At 66.2% G+C, this 17,831-nt stretch carries 16 protein-coding genes; 4 read left to right on the forward strand and 12 right to left on the reverse strand.

Annotated features, from left to right (window positions below):
- Positions 1-52: 52 nt before the first annotated feature.
- Positions 53-748 (reverse strand): HAD-IA family hydrolase, encoded by a 696-nt coding sequence (locus tag G539_RS0118680; RefSeq protein WP_029076553.1) that lies wholly within the window; start codon positions 746-748, stop codon positions 53-55.
- 200 nt (positions 749-948) lie between these two features.
- On the opposite strand from G539_RS0118680, the gene G539_RS0118685 reads away from it, so the two are divergent.
- Positions 949-1,920, forward strand: coding sequence for an aldo/keto reductase (locus tag G539_RS0118685; protein WP_029076554.1), 972 nt, complete (start codon positions 949-951; stop codon positions 1,918-1,920).
- A 37-nt stretch (positions 1,921-1,957) separates the two neighbouring features.
- On the opposite strand, the gene G539_RS25425 is transcribed toward G539_RS0118685, so the two are convergent.
- From G539_RS25425 to G539_RS0118740, 11 genes are all read right to left on the reverse strand, one after another.
- Positions 1,958-2,884: an SMP-30/gluconolactonase/LRE family protein gene (locus G539_RS25425; RefSeq protein ID WP_051231639.1), complete on the reverse strand. Its 927-nt coding sequence runs from the start codon at positions 2,882-2,884 to the stop codon at positions 1,958-1,960.
- Positions 2,878-4,029 carry a mandelate racemase/muconate lactonizing enzyme family protein gene (locus G539_RS0118695; protein ID WP_029076555.1) on the reverse strand — a complete coding sequence of 384 codons (1,152 nt, stop codon included), beginning with the start codon at positions 4,027-4,029 and terminating at the stop codon, positions 2,878-2,880. The genes G539_RS25425 and G539_RS0118695 overlap by 7 nt, the downstream gene beginning before the upstream one ends.
- Before the next feature lie 169 nt (positions 4,030-4,198).
- Entirely contained in the window at positions 4,199-5,410 is a 1,212-nt protein-coding gene (gene manD / locus G539_RS0118700; RefSeq protein WP_029076556.1) for a D-mannonate dehydratase ManD, read from the reverse strand.
- 54 nt (positions 5,411-5,464) lie between these two features.
- Complete coding sequence (locus G539_RS0118705; RefSeq protein WP_029076557.1) at positions 5,465-6,295, reverse strand: NAD-dependent epimerase/dehydratase family protein; 831 nt, start codon at positions 6,293-6,295, stop codon at positions 5,465-5,467.
- A 77-nt stretch (positions 6,296-6,372) separates the two neighbouring features.
- The gene (locus G539_RS0118710; protein WP_029076558.1) at positions 6,373-7,332 is read right to left on the reverse strand and encodes a mannonate dehydratase; all 960 of its coding nucleotides are present in this window, start codon (positions 7,330-7,332) and stop codon (positions 6,373-6,375) included.
- Between the two features lie 79 nt (positions 7,333-7,411).
- Positions 7,412-8,416, reverse strand: coding sequence for an ABC transporter ATP-binding protein (locus G539_RS0118715; protein WP_029076559.1), 1,005 nt, complete (start codon positions 8,414-8,416; stop codon positions 7,412-7,414).
- Position 8,417: 1 nt separating this feature from the next.
- Entirely contained in the window at positions 8,418-9,449 is a 1,032-nt protein-coding gene (locus tag G539_RS0118720) for an ABC transporter ATP-binding protein (RefSeq protein ID WP_029076560.1), read from the reverse strand.
- Between the two features lie 5 nt (positions 9,450-9,454).
- Positions 9,455-10,363: an ABC transporter permease gene (locus G539_RS0118725; protein ID WP_029076561.1), complete on the reverse strand. Its 909-nt coding sequence runs from the start codon at positions 10,361-10,363 to the stop codon at positions 9,455-9,457.
- A gap of 10 nt (positions 10,364-10,373) precedes the next feature.
- Complete coding sequence (locus G539_RS0118730) at positions 10,374-11,372, reverse strand: ABC transporter permease (protein WP_029076562.1); 999 nt, start codon at positions 11,370-11,372, stop codon at positions 10,374-10,376.
- A 75-nt stretch (positions 11,373-11,447) separates the two neighbouring features.
- Positions 11,448-13,244, reverse strand: a complete 1,797-nt coding sequence (locus G539_RS0118735; protein ID WP_029076563.1) for an ABC transporter substrate-binding protein — start codon at positions 13,242-13,244, stop codon at positions 11,448-11,450.
- Positions 13,245-13,917: 673 nt separating this feature from the next.
- Positions 13,918-14,622, reverse strand: a complete 705-nt coding sequence (locus G539_RS0118740; RefSeq protein ID WP_051231806.1) for a GntR family transcriptional regulator — start codon at positions 14,620-14,622, stop codon at positions 13,918-13,920.
- Between the two features lie 316 nt (positions 14,623-14,938).
- Between G539_RS0118740 and G539_RS27200 the strand changes: the two genes are divergently transcribed.
- The 3 genes from G539_RS27200 (at position 14,939) to G539_RS0118755 (ending at position 17,786) form a co-directional block, all read left to right on the forward strand.
- Complete coding sequence (locus tag G539_RS27200) at positions 14,939-15,031, forward strand: putative RiPP precursor (protein WP_156912036.1); 93 nt, start codon at positions 14,939-14,941, stop codon at positions 15,029-15,031.
- A gap of 407 nt (positions 15,032-15,438) precedes the next feature.
- Positions 15,439-16,443: a LacI family DNA-binding transcriptional regulator gene (locus tag G539_RS0118750; RefSeq protein WP_029076565.1), complete on the forward strand. Its 1,005-nt coding sequence runs from the start codon at positions 15,439-15,441 to the stop codon at positions 16,441-16,443.
- A gap of 26 nt (positions 16,444-16,469) precedes the next feature.
- On the forward strand, positions 16,470-17,786 hold the full coding sequence (locus G539_RS0118755; RefSeq protein WP_029076566.1) for an ABC transporter substrate-binding protein: 1,317 nt from the start codon (positions 16,470-16,472) through the stop codon (positions 17,784-17,786).
- Positions 17,787-17,831: the final 45 nt, after the last annotated feature.

Below are 17,831 nucleotides of genomic sequence, written 5' to 3' on the forward strand. Positions count from 1 at the left end.
AGTACAACCCCGGTTCGCGGGCCGGTCAAGGGCTATGTCGCGCGCTCCGCCCTCAGGCCGAGCGCGCCGCCGGCCGCAATCCGGCGCGCCGCAGGATCAACCCGCCATCCGCACCGACAGCGGCGTCGAGGCCGGCATAGTCGTCGACGCCCGGGTTCGGGCCCTCCAGCGGCGCCGTATGGGTCGCGCGGATGACAAGGACCTCCGCGCCGGCCCGCTCGGCGGCCAGGATGCCGGCCGGCGCATCCTCGAAGATCAGGCAATCCGTAGCCGCAACGCCGAGCCAGCTCGCCGCGAGCAGGTAGCAATCCGGCGCGGGCTTGCCGATCGCGACGTCGTCGGCGGTGACGAAGACGGCAGGCGCCGTGAGGCCGGCGGCCTCGAGCCTCGCCAGCGCCAGAACGCGCGGCGCGGAGGTGACGATCGCCCAGCGATCCGGCGGCAGGCTGGCAAGGAACGCTCCGGCGCCGCCGATTTCGCGCACGCCCTCGACATCGGCGATCTCGGCTTCGGTGACCCTGTCCGCCTCGGCGACGGGATCAACGCCCGGAAGGCCGAGCTGCCGGATCGTGTCGACGGCGCGCTTGCCGTGCAGGGTCGGCAGGAAGGCGGCAACGTCGAGCCCGTGTCCCGCCGCCCAGAGCGACCAGACTCGCTCGGCCGCCTCGATCGAGGTCAGCAGCGTTCCGTCCATGTCGAACAGGAAGGCGGCGAAGGCGCGCCCGCCGAACTCCACGTCAATCGTCATCAAAACCCCTTCAGGCCTGCGCCGGAATCCGCATCGGCCAGACCCCATAGACCCATGCGGCGCGCCTGTCAGCCCCGGACTTGGCGGCCGGGACGCGGCATCCGCCTTTGCCACCCACCCGCCGGACGGAGTATGGTCGCGCCGTTCGCGCCGGCGCCTGCGCCGGAGCGATCCCGTTATTTCCATCCAGGATCGATCCAATGTTCGAAAAGCGCCCCGTCGGGCACACCTCGCTGGCCGTCGGCAGCCTGTCCTTCGGCTGTGCCTCCATCGGCAATCTCGGCTCCGCCATCAGCGACGCCCAGGCCACCGAGGTGCTCAACCGAGCCTGGGATACCGGCATCCGCTATTTCGACACGGCGCCGCACTACGGCCGCGGCCGGTCGGAGCAGCGCCTCGGCCGCTTCCTGGCCGGCAAGCCGCGCGGCGAACACGCCATCTCGACCAAGGTCGGACGGGTGCTGCGCCCGGGTGAACAGCTCACCGAGGCCGACGGCTTCGCCGATCCGCTGCCCAACGCCGTGCACTACGACTACACCGAGGCCGGCTTCGCCGAGAGCCTGGAGAGCAGCCGCGCACGGCTCGGCGTCGATTATATCGACATCGTCTTCGTGCACGACATCGGCCCCTACACGCACGGCCCAGCCGGCGAGCACCATGTCGAGGACCTGCTGTCGAGCGGCCTGCCCTACCTCGCCCGCCTGAAGGCCGAGGGCAAGATCGGCGCTTACGGCCTCGGCGTGAACGAGACCGAGATCTGCCTGCGCGTGCTGCGCCAGCATCCGCTCGACGTCATCCTGATGGCCGGCCGCTGGACGCTGCTCGACCGCGACGCGGAGGCCGAGCTGGCGCCGCTCTGCCGCGAGCGCGGCACCAGCTTCGTGCTGGGCGGAATCTTCAATTCCGGCATCCTCGCAACCGGCGCCAAGCCCGGCGCCTGGTTCAACTACGAACCGGCGAGCGAGGAAATCCTCGGCAAGGTGCGCGATCTCGAGACGCGCTGCGCCGCGCATGGCGTGACGCTGCCGCATGCGGCGCTGCAGTTCGCGCTGACGCGCCCGGGCGTCGCCAGCGTGCTGCTCGGCACCAGCAAGACCAGCTCGCTCGACCGCAACCTGGCGATGGCAGCCGAGCCGCTGTCGCCCGAGGCAGCCGCCGCGCTGTTCGACTGAGGGTCCTACCCGGCCGCCGCGACGCGGCGGCCGGTTCTCAGGGCGCTGCGCCGCGCGCGTTGACCCGACAGAGATAGACGGACGTGGTCGCCGTCATCATCAGCACATCACGTTCCGCTCCGCCGAACGTCAGATTGGCCGCCCGCTCCGGCAGCAGCACCTGGCCGATCCGCGTGCCGTCCGGCAGGTAGCAATGGACGCCGTCCTCGGCGCCCATCCAGAGCCGGCCTTCCGTATCCACCCGCAGCCCGTCGAACTGTTTCGCCGGATTGTCGGCCAGCACCTCCCCGCCCGTGAGATCGCCATCCGGCCCGACCCGGAAGCGACGGACATGGTTGGGCCCGTCCGGCGCGTGGGTGCTGCCGGTGTCGACGATGTAGAGCAGGCTTTCGTCCGGCGAGAAGGCGAGCCCGTTCGGCATGACGAAATCCTCGGTCATCTGGCGGACACTGCCAGTCGCCGGATCGAAGCGATAGACATGACAGCCTTCGACATCGGGTCCGTCCGGCCGGTCCGCCGCGCGGCCATAGGTCGGGTCGGTGAACCACACCGTGCCATCCGATTTCACCACGACGTCGTTGGGCGAATGGAAACGCCGGCCGCCGATGCCGTCGACCAGCGCCGTCAGGCTGCCATCCGGCTCCTGGCGCACGATCCGGTGCGTCGTCTGCTCGCAGGTCACGAGCCGGCCGGCGCGATCGACCGTGCTGCCGTTCGGGCTGTTCGCAGGATGGCGGAAGGTCGCGACCATGCCGGTTGCCGGCGCGTAGCTCAACATGCGGTCGCCGGGAATGTCCGACCACACGAGCAGGCCTCTCTCGGGCAGCCAGGCGGGTCCCTCGACCCAGCGCCCGCCCGTCCAGACGCGCTCTACCTGCGCGTCCGGCACCACGCAGGCAACGAAACGGGGATCGAGGACCGCGAAGGCGGGAACGCCGAGCGGGCCGAGCCCCGCCGCTACCAATTCGTCACCGATCCGTCGCGGCGCTTCAGATGCGGCGCTTCCCAGAACTTGAAGCTCTGCTTCTTGATCAGTTCCTCGTTGACCTCGACGCCCAGGCCCGGCGTATCGAGAACCGGATAATGCGCCTTGTCGATGCGCGGCTGGACGGGGAAGAACTCGGAATTGTCGAAGCCGAGCTGCTCGGCCGTCGAGGTGCGCGTCTCGAGCCAGGAGAAGTTCGGCACGGCCGCCGCGAAGTGCACCGTCGCCGCCGTGCAGACCGGCCCGAGCGGATTGTGCGGCATCATGTCGACATAGTGCGCCTCGCTCCAGCCGGCGACCTTCATCGACTCGGTCAAACCGCCGACATTGCAGACGTCGATGCGGTTGAACTGGTGGATGTCGCGCTCGATGTAGGGCAGGAACTGCCATTTCGAGGCGAATTCCTCGCCGATGGCGAAGGGCACATCGACCATCCGCCTAAGCGCCTCATAGGCTTCCGGCGTCTCGTCGCGGATCGGCTCCTCGAGGAAGTCGAGCGTGCCGGACGGCATCTTCTGGCAGAAGCTCGCGGCTTCGGCGACCGAGAGGCGGTGATGGTAGTCGATGCCGAGCACCACTTCCTCGCCCAGCGCCTCGCGCGCCTTGACGCACCATTTCGCCGTTGCCGCGATGTGCTCGCGCGGTTCGTAGATCGTGCTGTCGCCATGTCCCGAGGGCGACAGGCGCATCGCCGTCCAGCCAGCCTCGATCAGCGCCCTCGCCTGCTCGATCATCTTCTCGCCGGGCGGCGCCGAGGTGGTGGCGAAGGTCGGGATGCGGTCGCGCTGCTTGCCGCCGAGCAGCTGGTAGACCGGCACGCCGAGCGCCTTGCCGAGAATGTCGTAGAGCGCGATGTCGATCGCCGAGATCGCCGCCTGCAGCACGCGGCCGCCCTCGAAATACTGGCTACGATACATCTCCTGCCAGAGCGCGCCGATCTGGCGGGGATCGCGGCCGATCAGGAATTCCCGGTAGTGGTCGATCGCGCCGACGACGGCCTTCTCGCGGCCGGAGAGGCCGCTTTCGCCCCATCCATAGATGCCTTCGTCCGTCTCGACCTTGACGAGCAGCTGGTTGCGGATGCCGACCCAGACCGGATAGGCGAGAATGGCGGTGATCTTCATGATGGGAATATCCGGGCTCTGATCTGACTTTCACCTCTCGCCTCAAGGGAGAGGTCGGAGCGAAGCTCCGGGTGAGGGTTTAGGGAACTATCCGGGTGAGGCAGTAAACCCTCACCCGCCGGCCTTCGGCCGTCGACCTCTCCCTCAGGGAGAGGTGAAGATCGGCGGCTCACCAGTGCCAGAGCGTGCCGTCCTCGAGCCGGTTCACCGGCAGGTAAGCGCGCTCATAGGGGTATTTGGCGGCCAGCGCCTCGTCGATGTCGACGCCGTGCCCGGGCGCCTCGCCCGGATGCAGATAGCCGCCGTCCTGGCGCCAGGCATGCGGGAAGACCTCGTGCATCAGCGGCGTGTAGCCGGAGAATTCCTGGATGCCGAAATTGGGCACCCAGAGGTCGATATGCACGTTGGCGCCCATCGCCACCGGCGACACGTCCATCGGCCCGTGGGAGGCGGTGCGCACATGGTAGATCGAGGCGAAGTCGAAGATCCGCCGGAGCCCCGTCACGCCGCCGGCATGCACCGAGGTGGTGCGGATGTAGTCGATCAGCTGTTCCTCGATCAGAAGCCGCGCGTCCCAGATCGTGTTGAAGATCTCGCCAAGCGCGATCGGCGTCGTCGTGTGCTGGCGGATCAGGCGGTAGCCCTCCTGCAGCTCGGCCGGCACCGGATCCTCCAGCCAGAACAGGCGGAAGGGCTCGAGGTCCTTGCCGAGGCGCGCCGCCTCGATCGGGGTCAGGCGGTGATGCGTGTCGTGCAGCAGGTGCAGGTCGTCGCCATAGGTGTCGCGCAGCTTCGAGAACAGCTTCGGGATGTGCGTCATGTATTTGGAGGTCGACCAGACCTCCTCGTGCGGCAGCGCCTCGACCATGCCTCCGGTCGCCTGGTTCGAGCCCTTGCCGGTGCCGTAGATGGCGGGCAGGCCGGGAATGCCGACCTGGGCGCGGATCGCGACATAGCCCTGCTCACGCTTCTCGCCGACCGCCTCGACCGCTTCCTCGATCGTCAGGCCTTGCGCGTGCGAATAGACCATCACCTTCTCGCGCGAGGCGCCGCCGAGCAGCTGGTAGAGCGGCATGTTCGCCGCCTTGGCTTTGATATCCCAGAGCGCCATGTCGACGGCCGAGATCGCCGCCATGGTGATCGGGCCGCGCCGCCAATAGGCGCCGCGATAGAGATACTGCCAGATGTCCTCGATCTGCCCGGCGTCGCGGCCGATCAGGAGCGGCGCCACGTGATCCTGCAGATAGCTGACGACCGAGAGCTCGCGCCCGTTCACCGTCGCGTCGCCGATGCCGTAAAGGCCCTGGTCGGTGACGATCTTGACCGTGACGAAGTTCCGTCCGGGCGAGCAGACGATGACCTTGACGTCGGTGATTTTCATGGGGTGTTGCCTTGGATGACCTGAAGCTTGGCGAGGGGAGTGGATGCGGCGCGATCAGTTCGGGCCGTGTCGCCAGCCGAGCAGCCGCTCGGCCTTGGCGGAGGAGAAGAAGCTCTTGTTGCCGTCGAGCGGGGTGCGGAACGGCACGTCCGGATAGAAGCGCGCCGCGAGTTCCGCCGTCGGGATCTCCATCACCGAGTCCGGCTCGATGATGTAGAACACCTCGTGGCCGAACCAGGGGGCCTCGAGCGCCAGCAGGCAGGCGCGCGCCGCCGCGTCATAGAGCGTGTAGGCCCAAAGATGCTTCGACCGGTCCACATCGGCGACGCCATAAGCCTCGGCCGCCTTCCGCCGGTCGTCGACGACGAGATGGAAGCGCATGCTGGCGATGCGCAGATTCTCGTGGCGGCGGGCGAAGCAGTCGGCCTGCTGCTCGCAGATCCATTTCGACAGGCTGTACGGTTCTTCGCTGTAGTTCGGGTGTTCCTCATCGACCGGGAAATAGTCGAAATGGCCCTTGCGGCTGAACGAGAGGCCGATGGCGTTGACGCTCGACGCCTGCACGATCCGCGTGATGCCGACTTCGACCGCCGCGCGGAGCGCGTTGTAGCTGCCGACGACATTGTTGTTGTGCACGACGTGGTCGGCATACCCGATCGGTGCCGGGATCGCCGCCATGTGGATGAGCGCGTCGCAGCCGGAAAACGCCGCGACCAGCGCGTCATAGTCGCCGATGTCGGCCTCGACGAAGCGGATGTTCGGCCTTGTGTCCGGTTCGGCCGGCGCCACGCGGTCGATGCTGACGACCTCGTGGCCTTGGCGCAGCGCCTCGGTGGCGATGGCGCGACCGATCCGCCCGGTTCCGCCGGTAAGGGCAATCTTCATGGCAGCTGTCCTGTCTCGCGGTCACGCCTTCGAGCGACGCGGATCCCGGTCGCTCGAAGGCGCAGCAACACAAAGGGTTAGGCGTAGACGGCCTGGTGCAGGCCGCGGATGTAGCCGATGGCGTAGAGGCGTCCGAAGGCCGAGTAGCCGGCGTTCTCGTTGCTGTCGCCTTCGACCGTCGGCACATGGTCCGGGCGCAGAACGCCGTCGAAGCCGATGTCGCGATAGGCCTTCATGCATTCGAGCATGTTGGTCTTGCCGGCGTCGTGCCACGCTTCCTCGAAATGCGTCGGCGTACCGATCACGTCGCGGAAATGCACGAAGGAGATCTTCTTGCCGAACTTGCGGATGGCGGCCGGCAGGTCGTCGGTCATCAGCGTGAAATTGCCCTGGCAGAGCGTGATCGTGCTCATCGGGCTGTCGACCAGCTCGATCAGGCGCTGGTAGTTGTCGATCGAGCGCATGATGCGGCCGACACCCCGGATCGGCGACAGTGGCGGATCGTCGGGATGCATCGAGATCTTGACGCCAGCCTTCTCGGCGACGGGCAGGACCTTCTTCAGGAAGTAATCGAGGTTGGTCCAGAGCGCTTCCTCGTCGATCGGCGGATTGCTGGTCAGGTCGGCCGGCACGTCGTTGACGTCGAAGCTCGTCACGACCGAACCGCCGCGCGACGGCTTGGCGAGGTTGGTGCGCACCCAGTTGAAGTCGGTCATCCACTCGTAGCACCAGACCGGGATGCCGAGCTTGCCCATGTTCTCGAGCAGCGTGCAGACGGTGGCGATCTCCTCGTCGCGGCCCGGCAGCCCGCGCTTCGCCTTGTTGAGCGGCGGCCGCGCCTCGATCACCCGCAGCTCGAAGCCGCCGGCCTCGTAGTTCTCCTTCATGCGCTTCAGCGGCGCGTAGTCCCAGGGTGCCTCGCCGGCCCGGAGGTCGTCGGACGGCAGGCCGCCGACCGCCAGGTCGACGCCCGCCTGCTTGGCGAGTCGCCAGACCGGCGTCACGTTGGGGCTGATGAATTCGGCAATCTCGAGCATCGTTGCAAAGTTCCTGTATTTCCAACCGGTCGCGCGACCGGCCTCTTCGAACGGGTGGACGTTGGGGGGAGGAAGAGCTTCAGGCGGGCAGAAGCTCCGACAGGTTCTCCCGCGCGACCAGCGGCTGCCGGTCGTAGCGGAAGCAGGAGGCGGTGTGGCTGTCGCCGAGCCGGTAGAGCGGCGGGTCGGTGGCGCAGATGTCCATCGCGACCGGGCAACGCGAGCGGAAGCGGCAACCTTCGCCGCCACCGCCGGCCTCGCGCACCTTGATCGGCTGCGCGCCCCAGCGCTGGTCGAGATTGGGCCAGGGGATCGAGTCGACCAAAAGCTGCGTATAGGGATGCTGCGGATCCTTGATCACCGCGTCGACGTCGCCCGCTTCCATCACCGCGCCGCGATAGAGCACGACGATCGATTTCGCGATGTGATAGGCGGTGGTCAGGTCGTGCGTGATGTAGATGATCGAGACCCCATGGTCGCGCTGCAGGTTGCGCAGCGTCTCCAGGATCGTTGCGCGCAGCGACGCATCCACCATCGACACCGGCTCGTCGGCGATCAGCAGGCGCGGCTTCAGGAGCAGCGCGCGGGCAACGTTGATGCGCTGACGCTGGCCTCCGGAAAGCTGGTGCGGGAAGCGGCCGAGGATATCCTCCGGCCGGAGGCCCACCGCCGTCAGCGCCCCCTCCATCTTGTCGCGGGCGTCGGCCTTCGACTTCGCCAGCTTGAAGTTCTTGATCGGCACCGAGAGCAGGTGGTCGACCGTGTAGAACGGGTTGAAGACGGCGAACGGATCCTGGAACACCGCCTGCACCTCGCGGCGATAGGCGAGCCGCTCCTTGCCCTGCAGGCTGGCGACGTTCTTGCCGCGATAGATGATCTGGCCGGCCGACGGCGAGATGAAGCCGAGCAGCAGCATGGCGAGCGTGGTCTTGCCGCTGCCGCTCTCGCCGGCGACGGTCAGGATGGTCGGCTCATCCTCCTTCAGCGTCATCGAGAAGTTGCGCAGCGCGATGGTCGAACGCCCGCCGGTGAGGCCGCCCGTATAGGCCTTGGAGACGTTTTCGAGGCGCAGAAGATCGGCCATGTCAGCCCTCTCCGTCATAGAGGTGGCAGGTCACGCTGCGGCCGCCCGCCAGCACGCGCGGTTCCGGGCGCACGGAGCGGCAGCTGTCCATGATGCTGGCGCAGCGCGGATGGAACGCGCAGCCGGACGGCAGGCGCAGCAGCGAGGGCGCGAGGCCCGGAATGCCCTGGAAGACGCCCTTGTTGTCGAGATTGGGCAGGCTGTCGATCAGCGCCCGCGCATAGGGGTGCCTAGGGTCGGTGAACATCTCGCGCACCGTGCTGAACTCGACCAGCCGGCCGGCATACATCACCGCGACCTTGTCGACGAACTGGGCCATCAGGCCCATGTCGTGGCCGATCAGGATGACGGCGGCGTTGATCGCGTTCTTGACGTTGTCGATCGTCTCCATCACCTGGCGCTGGGTGACCACGTCGAGCGCGCTGGTCGGCTCGTCGGCGATGATCACCTGCGGATCGAGCAGGATGCCGATCGCGATGCAGACGCGCTGCTTCATGCCGCCGGAGAGCTCGTGCGGATGCATGCGGAACACGCCGGGATCGAGATCGACGGATTGCAGCGCCCGCTTGCAGCGCGCCTCGATCGCGGCGCGCGACTCGCGCGGCAGGTGCGACTTCACCGCGTCCATCATCTGGGCGCCGATCCGCATCACCGGGTTGAGCGAGTTCATCGCGCCTTGCGGGATGTAGGCGATCTTGCTCAGGCGCGCCTTGCGCATCCCCTCCGCGTCGAGCGACATCAGGTCGGTATCGCCGACGACGACCGAGCCGCCCTCGATCCGTCCCGGCGCCTTGATCATGCGCATCATGGCGAGCGCCATGGTGCTCTTGCCGGAGCCGGATTCGCCGACCATGCCGAGCTTCTCGCCGGGATTGAGCGTGAAGGTGACATTGTCGAGCGCCTTCGCGCGGCCGGCGTCCGTGTAGTAGGTCACTTCCAGCCCGCTGACGCGCAGGACCGGTTCGACCTTGGCCGCGAGCGGCGGCATGGCGGCGCGCGCGGTGGGCGCGACCGAGAGGTTCGAATAGTTCATGGCGGTCACTCCGTCCTCCGGACGCGGGGATTGGCGAGTTCGTCGAGCCCCATGTTGATGAGGGCGAGCGACCCCAGGATCAGGATCATCGCGACCGAGGGGATGATCGGCCACCACCACCAGCCGTTGAAGAAGGCGCCCTGCGACTGCGCCGCCCAGATCAAATTGCCGAGCAGCGGCTCGCGCAGCGGTCCGAGGCCGAGCACGGCGAGATAGAACGAGGCGAACACCGCCGCGAACACCTGCGCCACGAAGGCGGCCGCGATGAACGGCAGCAGACAGGGCATGATCTCCTTGAAGATGATGCCGAGGTCGCTGACGCCGGAAAGCTTGGCGACGGCGACGAACTGCCTCTCCTTCATCGTCAGCACCTGGGAGCGGATCACCAGCGTCGGCCCCATCCAGGCGAGCAGGACGACGATCATCGCCATCGTCAGGATGGTGACGTCGCGCTTGTCGAGCGAGCCGGCGATGACGACCTGGATCATCAGCACCGGGATCGGCGTCAGGATCTGGCAGACGGTGCGGATCGAGGCGTCGATCTTGCCGCTGAAATAGGCCGAGATGAAGCCGAAGATGACGCCGACAAGGGTACCGATGCCGCCGGCGAGCAGGCCGATCACGGCCGTCTGCCACATGCCCACCACCATGGCGGCATAGAGGTCGCGGCCGAAGAAGTCGGTGCCGAACGGATAGCGCCAGCTCGGCGGCTTCTTGAGCGCGGCCGAGAGCGGATAGGCGTGTTTCGGATTGATCGTCATCAGGCCGATGACGGTGAAGGCCGTCAGTCCGAACAGGATCAGGATGCCGATCGCCAGGCCCTTGTTGCGGCGCATATAGCGCATCACGCGGACGGCGCGTCCCGGCTGTTCGATGCGGGTGGTCTCGGCTGGCGGCAGCGCGATGGTCGACATGCTGGCGCTCCTACGAGTTCTTGATACGGGGATCGAGCAGCGGATAGATGAACTCCACCAGGGTCATCAGCAGCGCGACCGCGATCGTGATGAAGAGCACGATGCCGTAGATGGTCGGGAAGTCGTTGGCGCGGATGGCGAGGTTCAGCATGTTGCCGATCCCCGGCAGGCCGAACAGGCCCTCGACGATGATGGCGGAGCCGATCACCGTGCCGAGCGCCAGCGCCAGGCCGGTGATCTGCGGCAGCAGAGCGTTGCGGAGATAGTAGTCGCGGAAGATGCGGCCGCCGGTCAGCCCCTTGTGCTCCGCGAAGTTCACATAGTCCTCGCCCTGGATGGTGATGCCCATGCCGCGCATCGACAGAACCCAGCCGCCGACCGAGCCGAAGATCAGCGCCAGCGCCGGCAGGATCTGGTGCTTCAGCATGTCGAGCGCGAAGCTCCACGACCAGGTCGGCACGATGCCGACCGAATAGGCGCCGCCGAGCGGCAGCCATTTCAGGCGGAAGCCGATGAAGAAGATCAGAAGGATGGCCATGATCACCGGCGGCACGCCGGTCAGCAGGATGAAGGGCGTGGCGGTCAGGCGCAGCCAGCGCGGGGCGCGCGGCCAGGCGGCGACGGCGCCGAGCAGATTGCCGATGATGAAGCTCAGGATCGTGGTGACCAGCAGCAGGCCGATCGTCCAGGGCAATGACTGCGCGATCAGCTCCGACACGGTCGAAGGATAGCGGTAGAGCGAATAGCCGAAGTCCATCCGCACGATGTTGCCCAGATAGGTCCAGTATTGATGCAGCAACGGCTGGTCGAGGCCGAATTGCTGCTGCATCGAGGCGATGATCTTTTCGAGATCCTGCGGCGAGAAACCGCCGGTACGGGCCAGTTCGCCGAAGCGCTCGCGGAGCGCGTTGCGGTTCGACAGGCGCGGAATGAAGAAGACGATGGTCGACGCGGCCCAGATAACCAGGACGAGGAAGAGCAGGCGTCGGATTGCAAGCTTGAGGGTCACTGGTACGTTCCTGGGGTCTCTTGCCAGCGGGGGGACGCGCGCCCGAGGGGACGCGCGCCCTTGTGTTGCAAGCGGTTACTTCGCGCCAGTCGGCTGAAGCCCCGTGATCACCAGAAGGCCGGTGTGCGCCCAGAACGCGCCGTTGGTACCGTCGGCGATGTTGGTCGAGCTCGGCCAGTTCGTCCAATAGTGGTTGTTGTAGGGAATACGGTGCAGCCACTGGATGACCGGAACGTCGATCGTGTCGCGCCAGTAGATGCCGAGAGCCTTCGCGGCGCCTTCCTGGAACTTCGGATCGTCGGAATCGAGCGGCGAGATCTCGTCGAGGATCTTGTCGTATTCCTCGTTCTTGTAGCGCGAGAAGCGGTTGTTGCCGGCAGCGGAACCGATGGTGCTGCTGTACTTGCCGTGGAATAGGTTCAGAGCCTCGAACGGGTCGTACAGGCTGGCGCCGTGGCCGAACAGGTAGAAGCCCGGCTTGCCGTCGACCATGTTCTGGAAGGCGTCGGTACCGAAGTTGACGTTGGAATCGAAGCCCGCCTGCCGCAGCATCTCGGCCAGAACCGGCGCGAGGTCGCCATGGATGGTATCGAAGGCCTGGATGGTGGCGTCGAACGTCTTGCCGTCCTTCTCCCAGAGCTCGTCGGAGTTCCTGGTGAAGCCCGCCTCTTCCATGAGCTTGGCGCTCGCCTCGGGATCGAACTTGCCGGGCTCGTACTTCGCCTCCTCCGCCTTCACCGCTTCCGAATCCGCGAATTTCTGCAGGTTCGGATAGAGCGGGAACGGATAGATCGTCGCGATCTTGGCGCCGTCATAGAGCACCTCGTTGATGAGATCGCGGTTGATGGCGAGGCTGACGGCCTTGCGGACGCGCGGGTCGTCATAGCCGGGCAGCTGCGTGTTCATCCAGAGCGAGTTGGGCCACCAGTCGAGATAGCCATAGGGCGACTCGGTGCCGGTCCAGGACTTGATGTCCTTGTTCTGCTCGAGGATGTTGCCGATCACCTGGGCGCGCATGTCGACCGAGGAGTCGAACTCGTTGTTCACCAGGCGCTGGGCGACGGTGTCGATCGGCTGGTTCAGGATGTTGGCGACGATGACGCGCTTGACCGCCGGCTCCGCCTTGACGCGGCCGGCCTTGACCGCCCACCAGTCCGGACGCAGGTCGAGGATCTTCTGGGTGGCGTTCCAGGCGACGATCCGGTACGGGCCGGAGCTCGGCATCTCGTCGAGGCCGACGGCGGCGACCGGATCGGGCTGAGCCGACATCCATTCCGCCGGCACGATCGGCAGACCGGTGTCGAACTTCTCCGTCAGCACCTCGAACTTGAAGCGCGGCGCGGGCTGCTTGAACTTCATCTCGACGGTGAGATCATCCTTGGCCGTCACGCTCTCGACGAACTGCTGGAAGTGGGCGTGATACGGCAGCGACGGCCGCTGCATCTGGCCTTCGAACGTATAGACGACGTCCTTGGAAGTAACCGGCTTGCCGTCACTCCACTTCGCGTCCTTGTTGAGCTTGATCTCTAGCGAGGTGAAGTCCGGGCTGGTATATTCCATGCTGTCGGCCAGCCACGGAATGAACTCGCTCTTGAAGATGCCATAATACATCAGCGGCTCGAACAGGAGGTTGTTGCCCTCCTGGTGCGTATAGCCGGGCAGCACCCACGGATTGGTGGTGCCGACCGACGTGCCGCCGGACACGCCCCAGCCGAGAACCAGCGACTGGTTGCGCGGCACTTCCGGCAGCGGGCTCTTGGGCTTGATCTCCTGCGCCGCGGGCAGGCCCGCATTCTGCGCGAAGGACGCGGCTGGCACCAGCAGTGCCGCCGCTGCCAGCATGGCGCCGGCAAGTCTCTTCAGATTGACCATATGACAGAACTCCTCCCTTTACTGTCGAATGGAGTAGAGGTCTTCACTTAAACCTGAACGGCACTTTCCAATGCCGAACGTCATTCCTTTCGGAATTGCTTCCGAAGCTACGAGATTCCGATACGGGCGGCGGCATTGCTTTGTCTTCTCGCCGCGTGAACCGAAATCCGTTCCTCCTGCGGGGCCGACGCCGGCATGTGCCGATGGCCCTCGAAATCGACCGCGCAGGGCCGACCGGAAACACGTAGTTCTTCTGGCGCCACCCTAGGTGACGGAATTTCAGGCAAGCATAGTCACGTCGATCCGGATCGATCGACCAGTCAAACGTGCCGATTCACAGAATCATGATTCGGACTTGTAAACGAATGCATCATCTCCCCCTCGTGATTCTGCTTATCCGAATAGCAGATCACGCTTATATATTGCCATTCTTAGCATTAGGTCATTTTTCAGACCTGTCAATCACGAAGACGACTCAAGCGACCCGAATTAATGCTTTCCCTCCGCTGCGGCAACCGAGAACGCGGACAGGCACCATCCCACGCCGACCACCGCGGGAGCGGCAACTCGGCATTATCGGAGGGGCCGGAACCGCGCCGCGACAGCCGCACCGGTCAGGAATCCGTCTGAGTCGCGATCGTCATGGTTCCTCCCCTTGTACCGCCGACGGTGGTTAGGCCACCTTGTTCGGATCGTTGTTGCGGCGCATCGCGCGCATCTGTTCGATGATGTGGCGGCCCGAGCCCTCGACATGGCGGGCGATCGTCGCCGCGGCCCTGTCGGCATCCTGAGCCTTGATCGCGTCGAGCGCTTCCTGGTGTTCGCGCATCACGGCGGCCTGCCGCCCGACCGAGATCGGCAGGCGGCGGCTGATGGCGCGCAGGATCTCGCGATGCTTCCACCAAAGATCGACCGCGTGGCGGTTGTAGTGGCGCGCGTACATGGTGTGGTGGAACTGCGTATCGAGCAGGCCATGCCGCGCCAGATCGGTGTAGTTGATGCGCTGCATCTCGGCATGCAGCGCCTCCAGCGCCGCGATGTCGACACCGCTGGCGATGCCGACGAACCAGCGCGTCAGCGCCGGCTCGATCAGCACCTCGATCTCGTAGATGTCGCGGATGAACTCCTCGTCGATCGGCCGGACGCGGGCGCCGCGGTTCGGCGCCATGACGACGAAGCCCTCGCCGCGCAGTTGCTGCAGCGCCTCGCGGATCGGATTGGTCGAGGTACCGTGCCGTTCGGCGAGTTCGGCGACGACGAGGCGGGCATTGGCCGGAAGCCGGCCGGAGATGATGTCCTCGCGGATCGCCTCATAGACGGGCCCGCCGCGATGAGGCGCCTCCAGTTCCGCTATGTCGAGGGTCGAAACGATGTTCATCGCGCCCGCCACACCATCCGTCCTCATGCCCATCGAGACCGGATCGCGGGTCCGTAATGCGCAATCTTCCGAAAATCGTGTACGATCCTGTCGCAATTAAACAGCGCTGTCCAGCCCGTCCTACCGCGATCGTCGCGGCAGTCGCCCACGCAGAGGCAACCCATCCTCATCGCCGCCCGGAACAAGACCGCCATAGCGCGCGGGCGAACAGCGCCAGCGACCCGGGCACGGCAGAATCCGTCCACGCCCCGGAACCCACTCGACGCCCCGCCGCCGCAATGGCAGACTGGAATCCCTAGAGTAAGGAGGGCTGAGAATGAAGAAGACTTACGAGAAGCCGGCGCTCGAGAAGCGCGCGCTGGTGCAGGCCATTGCGGCCGCCCCCGGCAGTGGTGGCAACGAGACCTAGTCGACCGAGCATCACCGCTGGCAGGACCTCCTGCCGGCGGTTTCGTTTGAAGCCGCGAGGGCCTCCCTCCGCCCGCCCGGCGTTTCCCGGCAGAGGCGCTAGCCGCCCTCCTCCGCGCTGGCTCCGCGTGCGGCCAAGAGGCACCGGACAGGTCGCCCCCCCGGATTGCCAACCGATCTCCGCCTGGGCCTTCGCGCCGGCCCGTAGGGACAGCGAGCAGCGGACCCTATTCGCGCCCAGCCGGCCTCGCGGCTGCCCCCTGCGGCAGACACCGGCCCGCCCCCCTCCTGACGCCCCCGGAACACCGACTCCGTCCTCTCTCGACGCCGAATGGGTGGCGCGGAATCCATTTGACTCCGAAAGCGAGCCACTTATACGTATAAATAATACGTATAAGGAAACGACGCGTGTCGAGCAGACCGACCCAAAAGGATGTTGCCATCCGCGCTGGCGTCTCGCAGGCGACGGTATCGATGGTGCTGGGTGGCGCCAGCACGGCGTCCGTCTCCGCCGAGACCGTGCAGCGCATCCGCGCCGTCGCCGAGGAACTCGGCTATGTGCCGAACCGCTTCGCCCAGGCGCTGAAGACGCGGCGGACGATGACGATCGCCTGCATCGTTCCCGACATCACCAACCCGTTCTATCCGGGCCTGATCCGCGGCGTTCAGAAGATCGCCCAGGAGCGCGACTACGACGTCATCGCCGTCAATACCGACGGCATCCCGGCGCGCGAGCGACACTTCCTCGACTGGGCACGGCAGGGGCGCGTCGACGGCGTCGTCGGCGTGTTCTTCACCGTGCGCGTGCAGGACTTCGTGCCGCTGCTCAATGCGGGCGTCCCGGTGGTTCGGATCGAATCCGCCAAGAAGCGGGGCGGCGAGCTGGCGATCGACGACATCTTCGTCGATAGCCGAGCCGCGGCGATCGCCGTCACCGAGCACCTGATCGCCAAGGGGCATCGCCGCATCGCCATGGTGGCCGGCAGCGGCGGTCCGCAGGGCGTCCGCGTCGAGGGCTATCGCGAGGCGCTCGGCCACGCCGGCATCGAGCCGCTCGTCGTGGTCGAGAGCGCCTTCAGCGAGGCCGGCGGCTTTCGCGCCGCCGAGACGATCCTCGCCACCGGCTACGAGCCGACGGCGATCTTCGCCGCCAACGACCTGATGGCGATCGGCGTCATGCAGGCGCTGCGCGAGCGCGGCATCGACATCCCCGGCCAGATCGCCGTCTTCGGCTTCGACGACATCTCGGCCGCGCGGCTCGTCACGCCGCCGCTCAGCACGGTCGCGCAGTTTCAGGACCGGATGGGGGAGAAGGCCGCCGAAATCCTGATCGACCGCCTGAGCGGATCCCGCTCGGGCGCAGGCACCACCGAGGAAATGCCGTTCCAGCTGATCGAGCGCGGCACGGTCTAGACGTCCATAGATCTCAGGAGGAAACCATGAAGAGACGCACATTCATCGCCGGGTCCCTCGGGCTTCTGGCCAGCACCGCGCTGATCGGCCACGCGCTCGCGGCCGGCAAGACCATCACCTGGTGGTATGAGAGCGCCGATCCGAAGCAGCAAGGCTACATCAAGTCCGGCATCATCGAGCCGTTCAACGCCGCCAATCCGGACTTCAACCTGACCATCGATTATCGCGGCACCGAGCTCGACAAGCAGATGCGCGTGGCGCTCTTGTCCGGCAACGGCCCCGACATCGTCTATACCGCCGGCCCGACCTATGTCGCGCCGATGGCGCGCGCCGGCCAGTTGCTGGCGCTCGACGACTATGTGACCCGCTTCGGCTGGGCCGACCGGATCCTCCCGGTCTTCCTCGAGATGGGCAAGTATGACGGCAAGCTCTACGCGCTGCCGAAGACCTACGAGACGCTCGGCCTCTTCTACAACAAGACCCTGTTCGAGAAGCATGGCTGGAAGGCCCCGACGACGATCGCCGAGGTCGAGGCGCTGGCCGACGCGATGCTGGCCGAGAAGATCGTGCCGTTCGCCTCGGGCAACGCCAACTGGCGCCCGGCCAACGAGCACTATGTCTCGATCGCGCTCAACGCGATCGCCGGCCCGGAAAACGTCTACAAGGCGCTGAAGGGCGAGATCCCCTGGACCGCCGAGCCCTTCGTCAAGGCGATCGACACGCTGAACAGCTGGTGGCAGAAGGGCTATTTCGGCCCCAACTACTTCTCGCTCAGCGACGAGCAGGCCTTCGCCCAGATGGCGACCGGCCAGGCCGGCATGATGCCGTCCGGAACCTGGCAGTTCCAGCGCGTCAACAACTACTTCCCGCCCAACAACGCCGAGGCCGGCTTCGTCGGTTTCCCGAGCGCCGAAGGCATCAAGGGCCCGGTCTATCCGCTTGGCGTCGGCTCGACCTTCTCGATCGCGGCCACCTCCAAGAACGCCGACGGCGCCGCCGCGGCGATCGACTACATCTTCTCCGACAAGGCCTATAGCGCCATGAACTCGGTCTGGCCGGGCGAATGGAACACGCCGCTGGCGGACCTCTCCAAGGTGCAGGTCGACAACGGGCTGCCGCTCTACACCGAGGCGATGAAGACGCTCGCCGAGGCTGTCGGCGACAACCAGTACGGCTACACCACCTGGACCTTCCTGCCGCCGGCGACCAATTCCTACCTGGTCAGCGGCATCGAGGAAGTCTGGCTCGGCCGCAGCACCACCGCGCAGTTCCTGGAGCAGCTGAACGCGACGTTCCTGCAGGAAAAGGCTGACGGCAAGGTGCCCGCCATCCCCGCCCGGTAACCCCACGCAAGACGGAGCAGCGGCGGCCCAAGGCGCCGCTGCTCC

This window comes from Kaistia adipata DSM 17808, assembly GCF_000423225.1.
Classification (GTDB): domain Bacteria; phylum Pseudomonadota; class Alphaproteobacteria; order Rhizobiales; family Kaistiaceae; genus Kaistia; species Kaistia adipata.

Excerpts from the sequence above, each read along its gene's own strand:
- G539_RS0118680 (WP_029076553.1), bottom strand. The coding sequence starts at position 748 with ATGACGATTGACGTGGAGTTCGGCGGGCGCGCCTTCGCCGCCTTCCTG.
- G539_RS0118685 (WP_029076554.1), top strand. The coding sequence starts at position 949 with ATGTTCGAAAAGCGCCCCGTCGGGCACACCTCGCTGGCCGTCGGCAGC.
- G539_RS0118695 (WP_029076555.1), bottom strand. The coding sequence starts at position 4,029 with ATGAAGATCACCGCCATTCTCGCCTATCCGGTCTGGGTCGGCATCCGC.
- manD (WP_029076556.1), bottom strand. The coding sequence starts at position 5,410 with ATGAAAATCACCGACGTCAAGGTCATCGTCTGCTCGCCCGGACGGAAC.
- G539_RS0118705 (WP_029076557.1), bottom strand. The coding sequence starts at position 6,295 with ATGAAGATTGCCCTTACCGGCGGAACCGGGCGGATCGGTCGCGCCATC.
- G539_RS0118710 (WP_029076558.1), bottom strand. The coding sequence starts at position 7,332 with ATGCTCGAGATTGCCGAATTCATCAGCCCCAACGTGACGCCGGTCTGG.
- G539_RS0118715 (WP_029076559.1), bottom strand. The coding sequence starts at position 8,416 with ATGGCCGATCTTCTGCGCCTCGAAAACGTCTCCAAGGCCTATACGGGC.
- G539_RS0118720 (WP_029076560.1), bottom strand. The coding sequence starts at position 9,449 with ATGAACTATTCGAACCTCTCGGTCGCGCCCACCGCGCGCGCCGCCATG.
- G539_RS0118725 (WP_029076561.1), bottom strand. The coding sequence starts at position 10,363 with ATGTCGACCATCGCGCTGCCGCCAGCCGAGACCACCCGCATCGAACAG.
- G539_RS0118735 (WP_029076563.1), bottom strand. The coding sequence starts at position 13,244 with ATGGTCAATCTGAAGAGACTTGCCGGCGCCATGCTGGCAGCGGCGGCA.
- G539_RS0118740 (WP_051231806.1), bottom strand. The coding sequence starts at position 14,622 with ATGAACATCGTTTCGACCCTCGACATAGCGGAACTGGAGGCGCCTCAT.
- G539_RS27200 (WP_156912036.1), top strand. The coding sequence starts at position 14,939 with ATGAAGAAGACTTACGAGAAGCCGGCGCTCGAGAAGCGCGCGCTGGTG.
- G539_RS0118755 (WP_029076566.1), top strand. The coding sequence starts at position 16,470 with ATGAAGAGACGCACATTCATCGCCGGGTCCCTCGGGCTTCTGGCCAGC.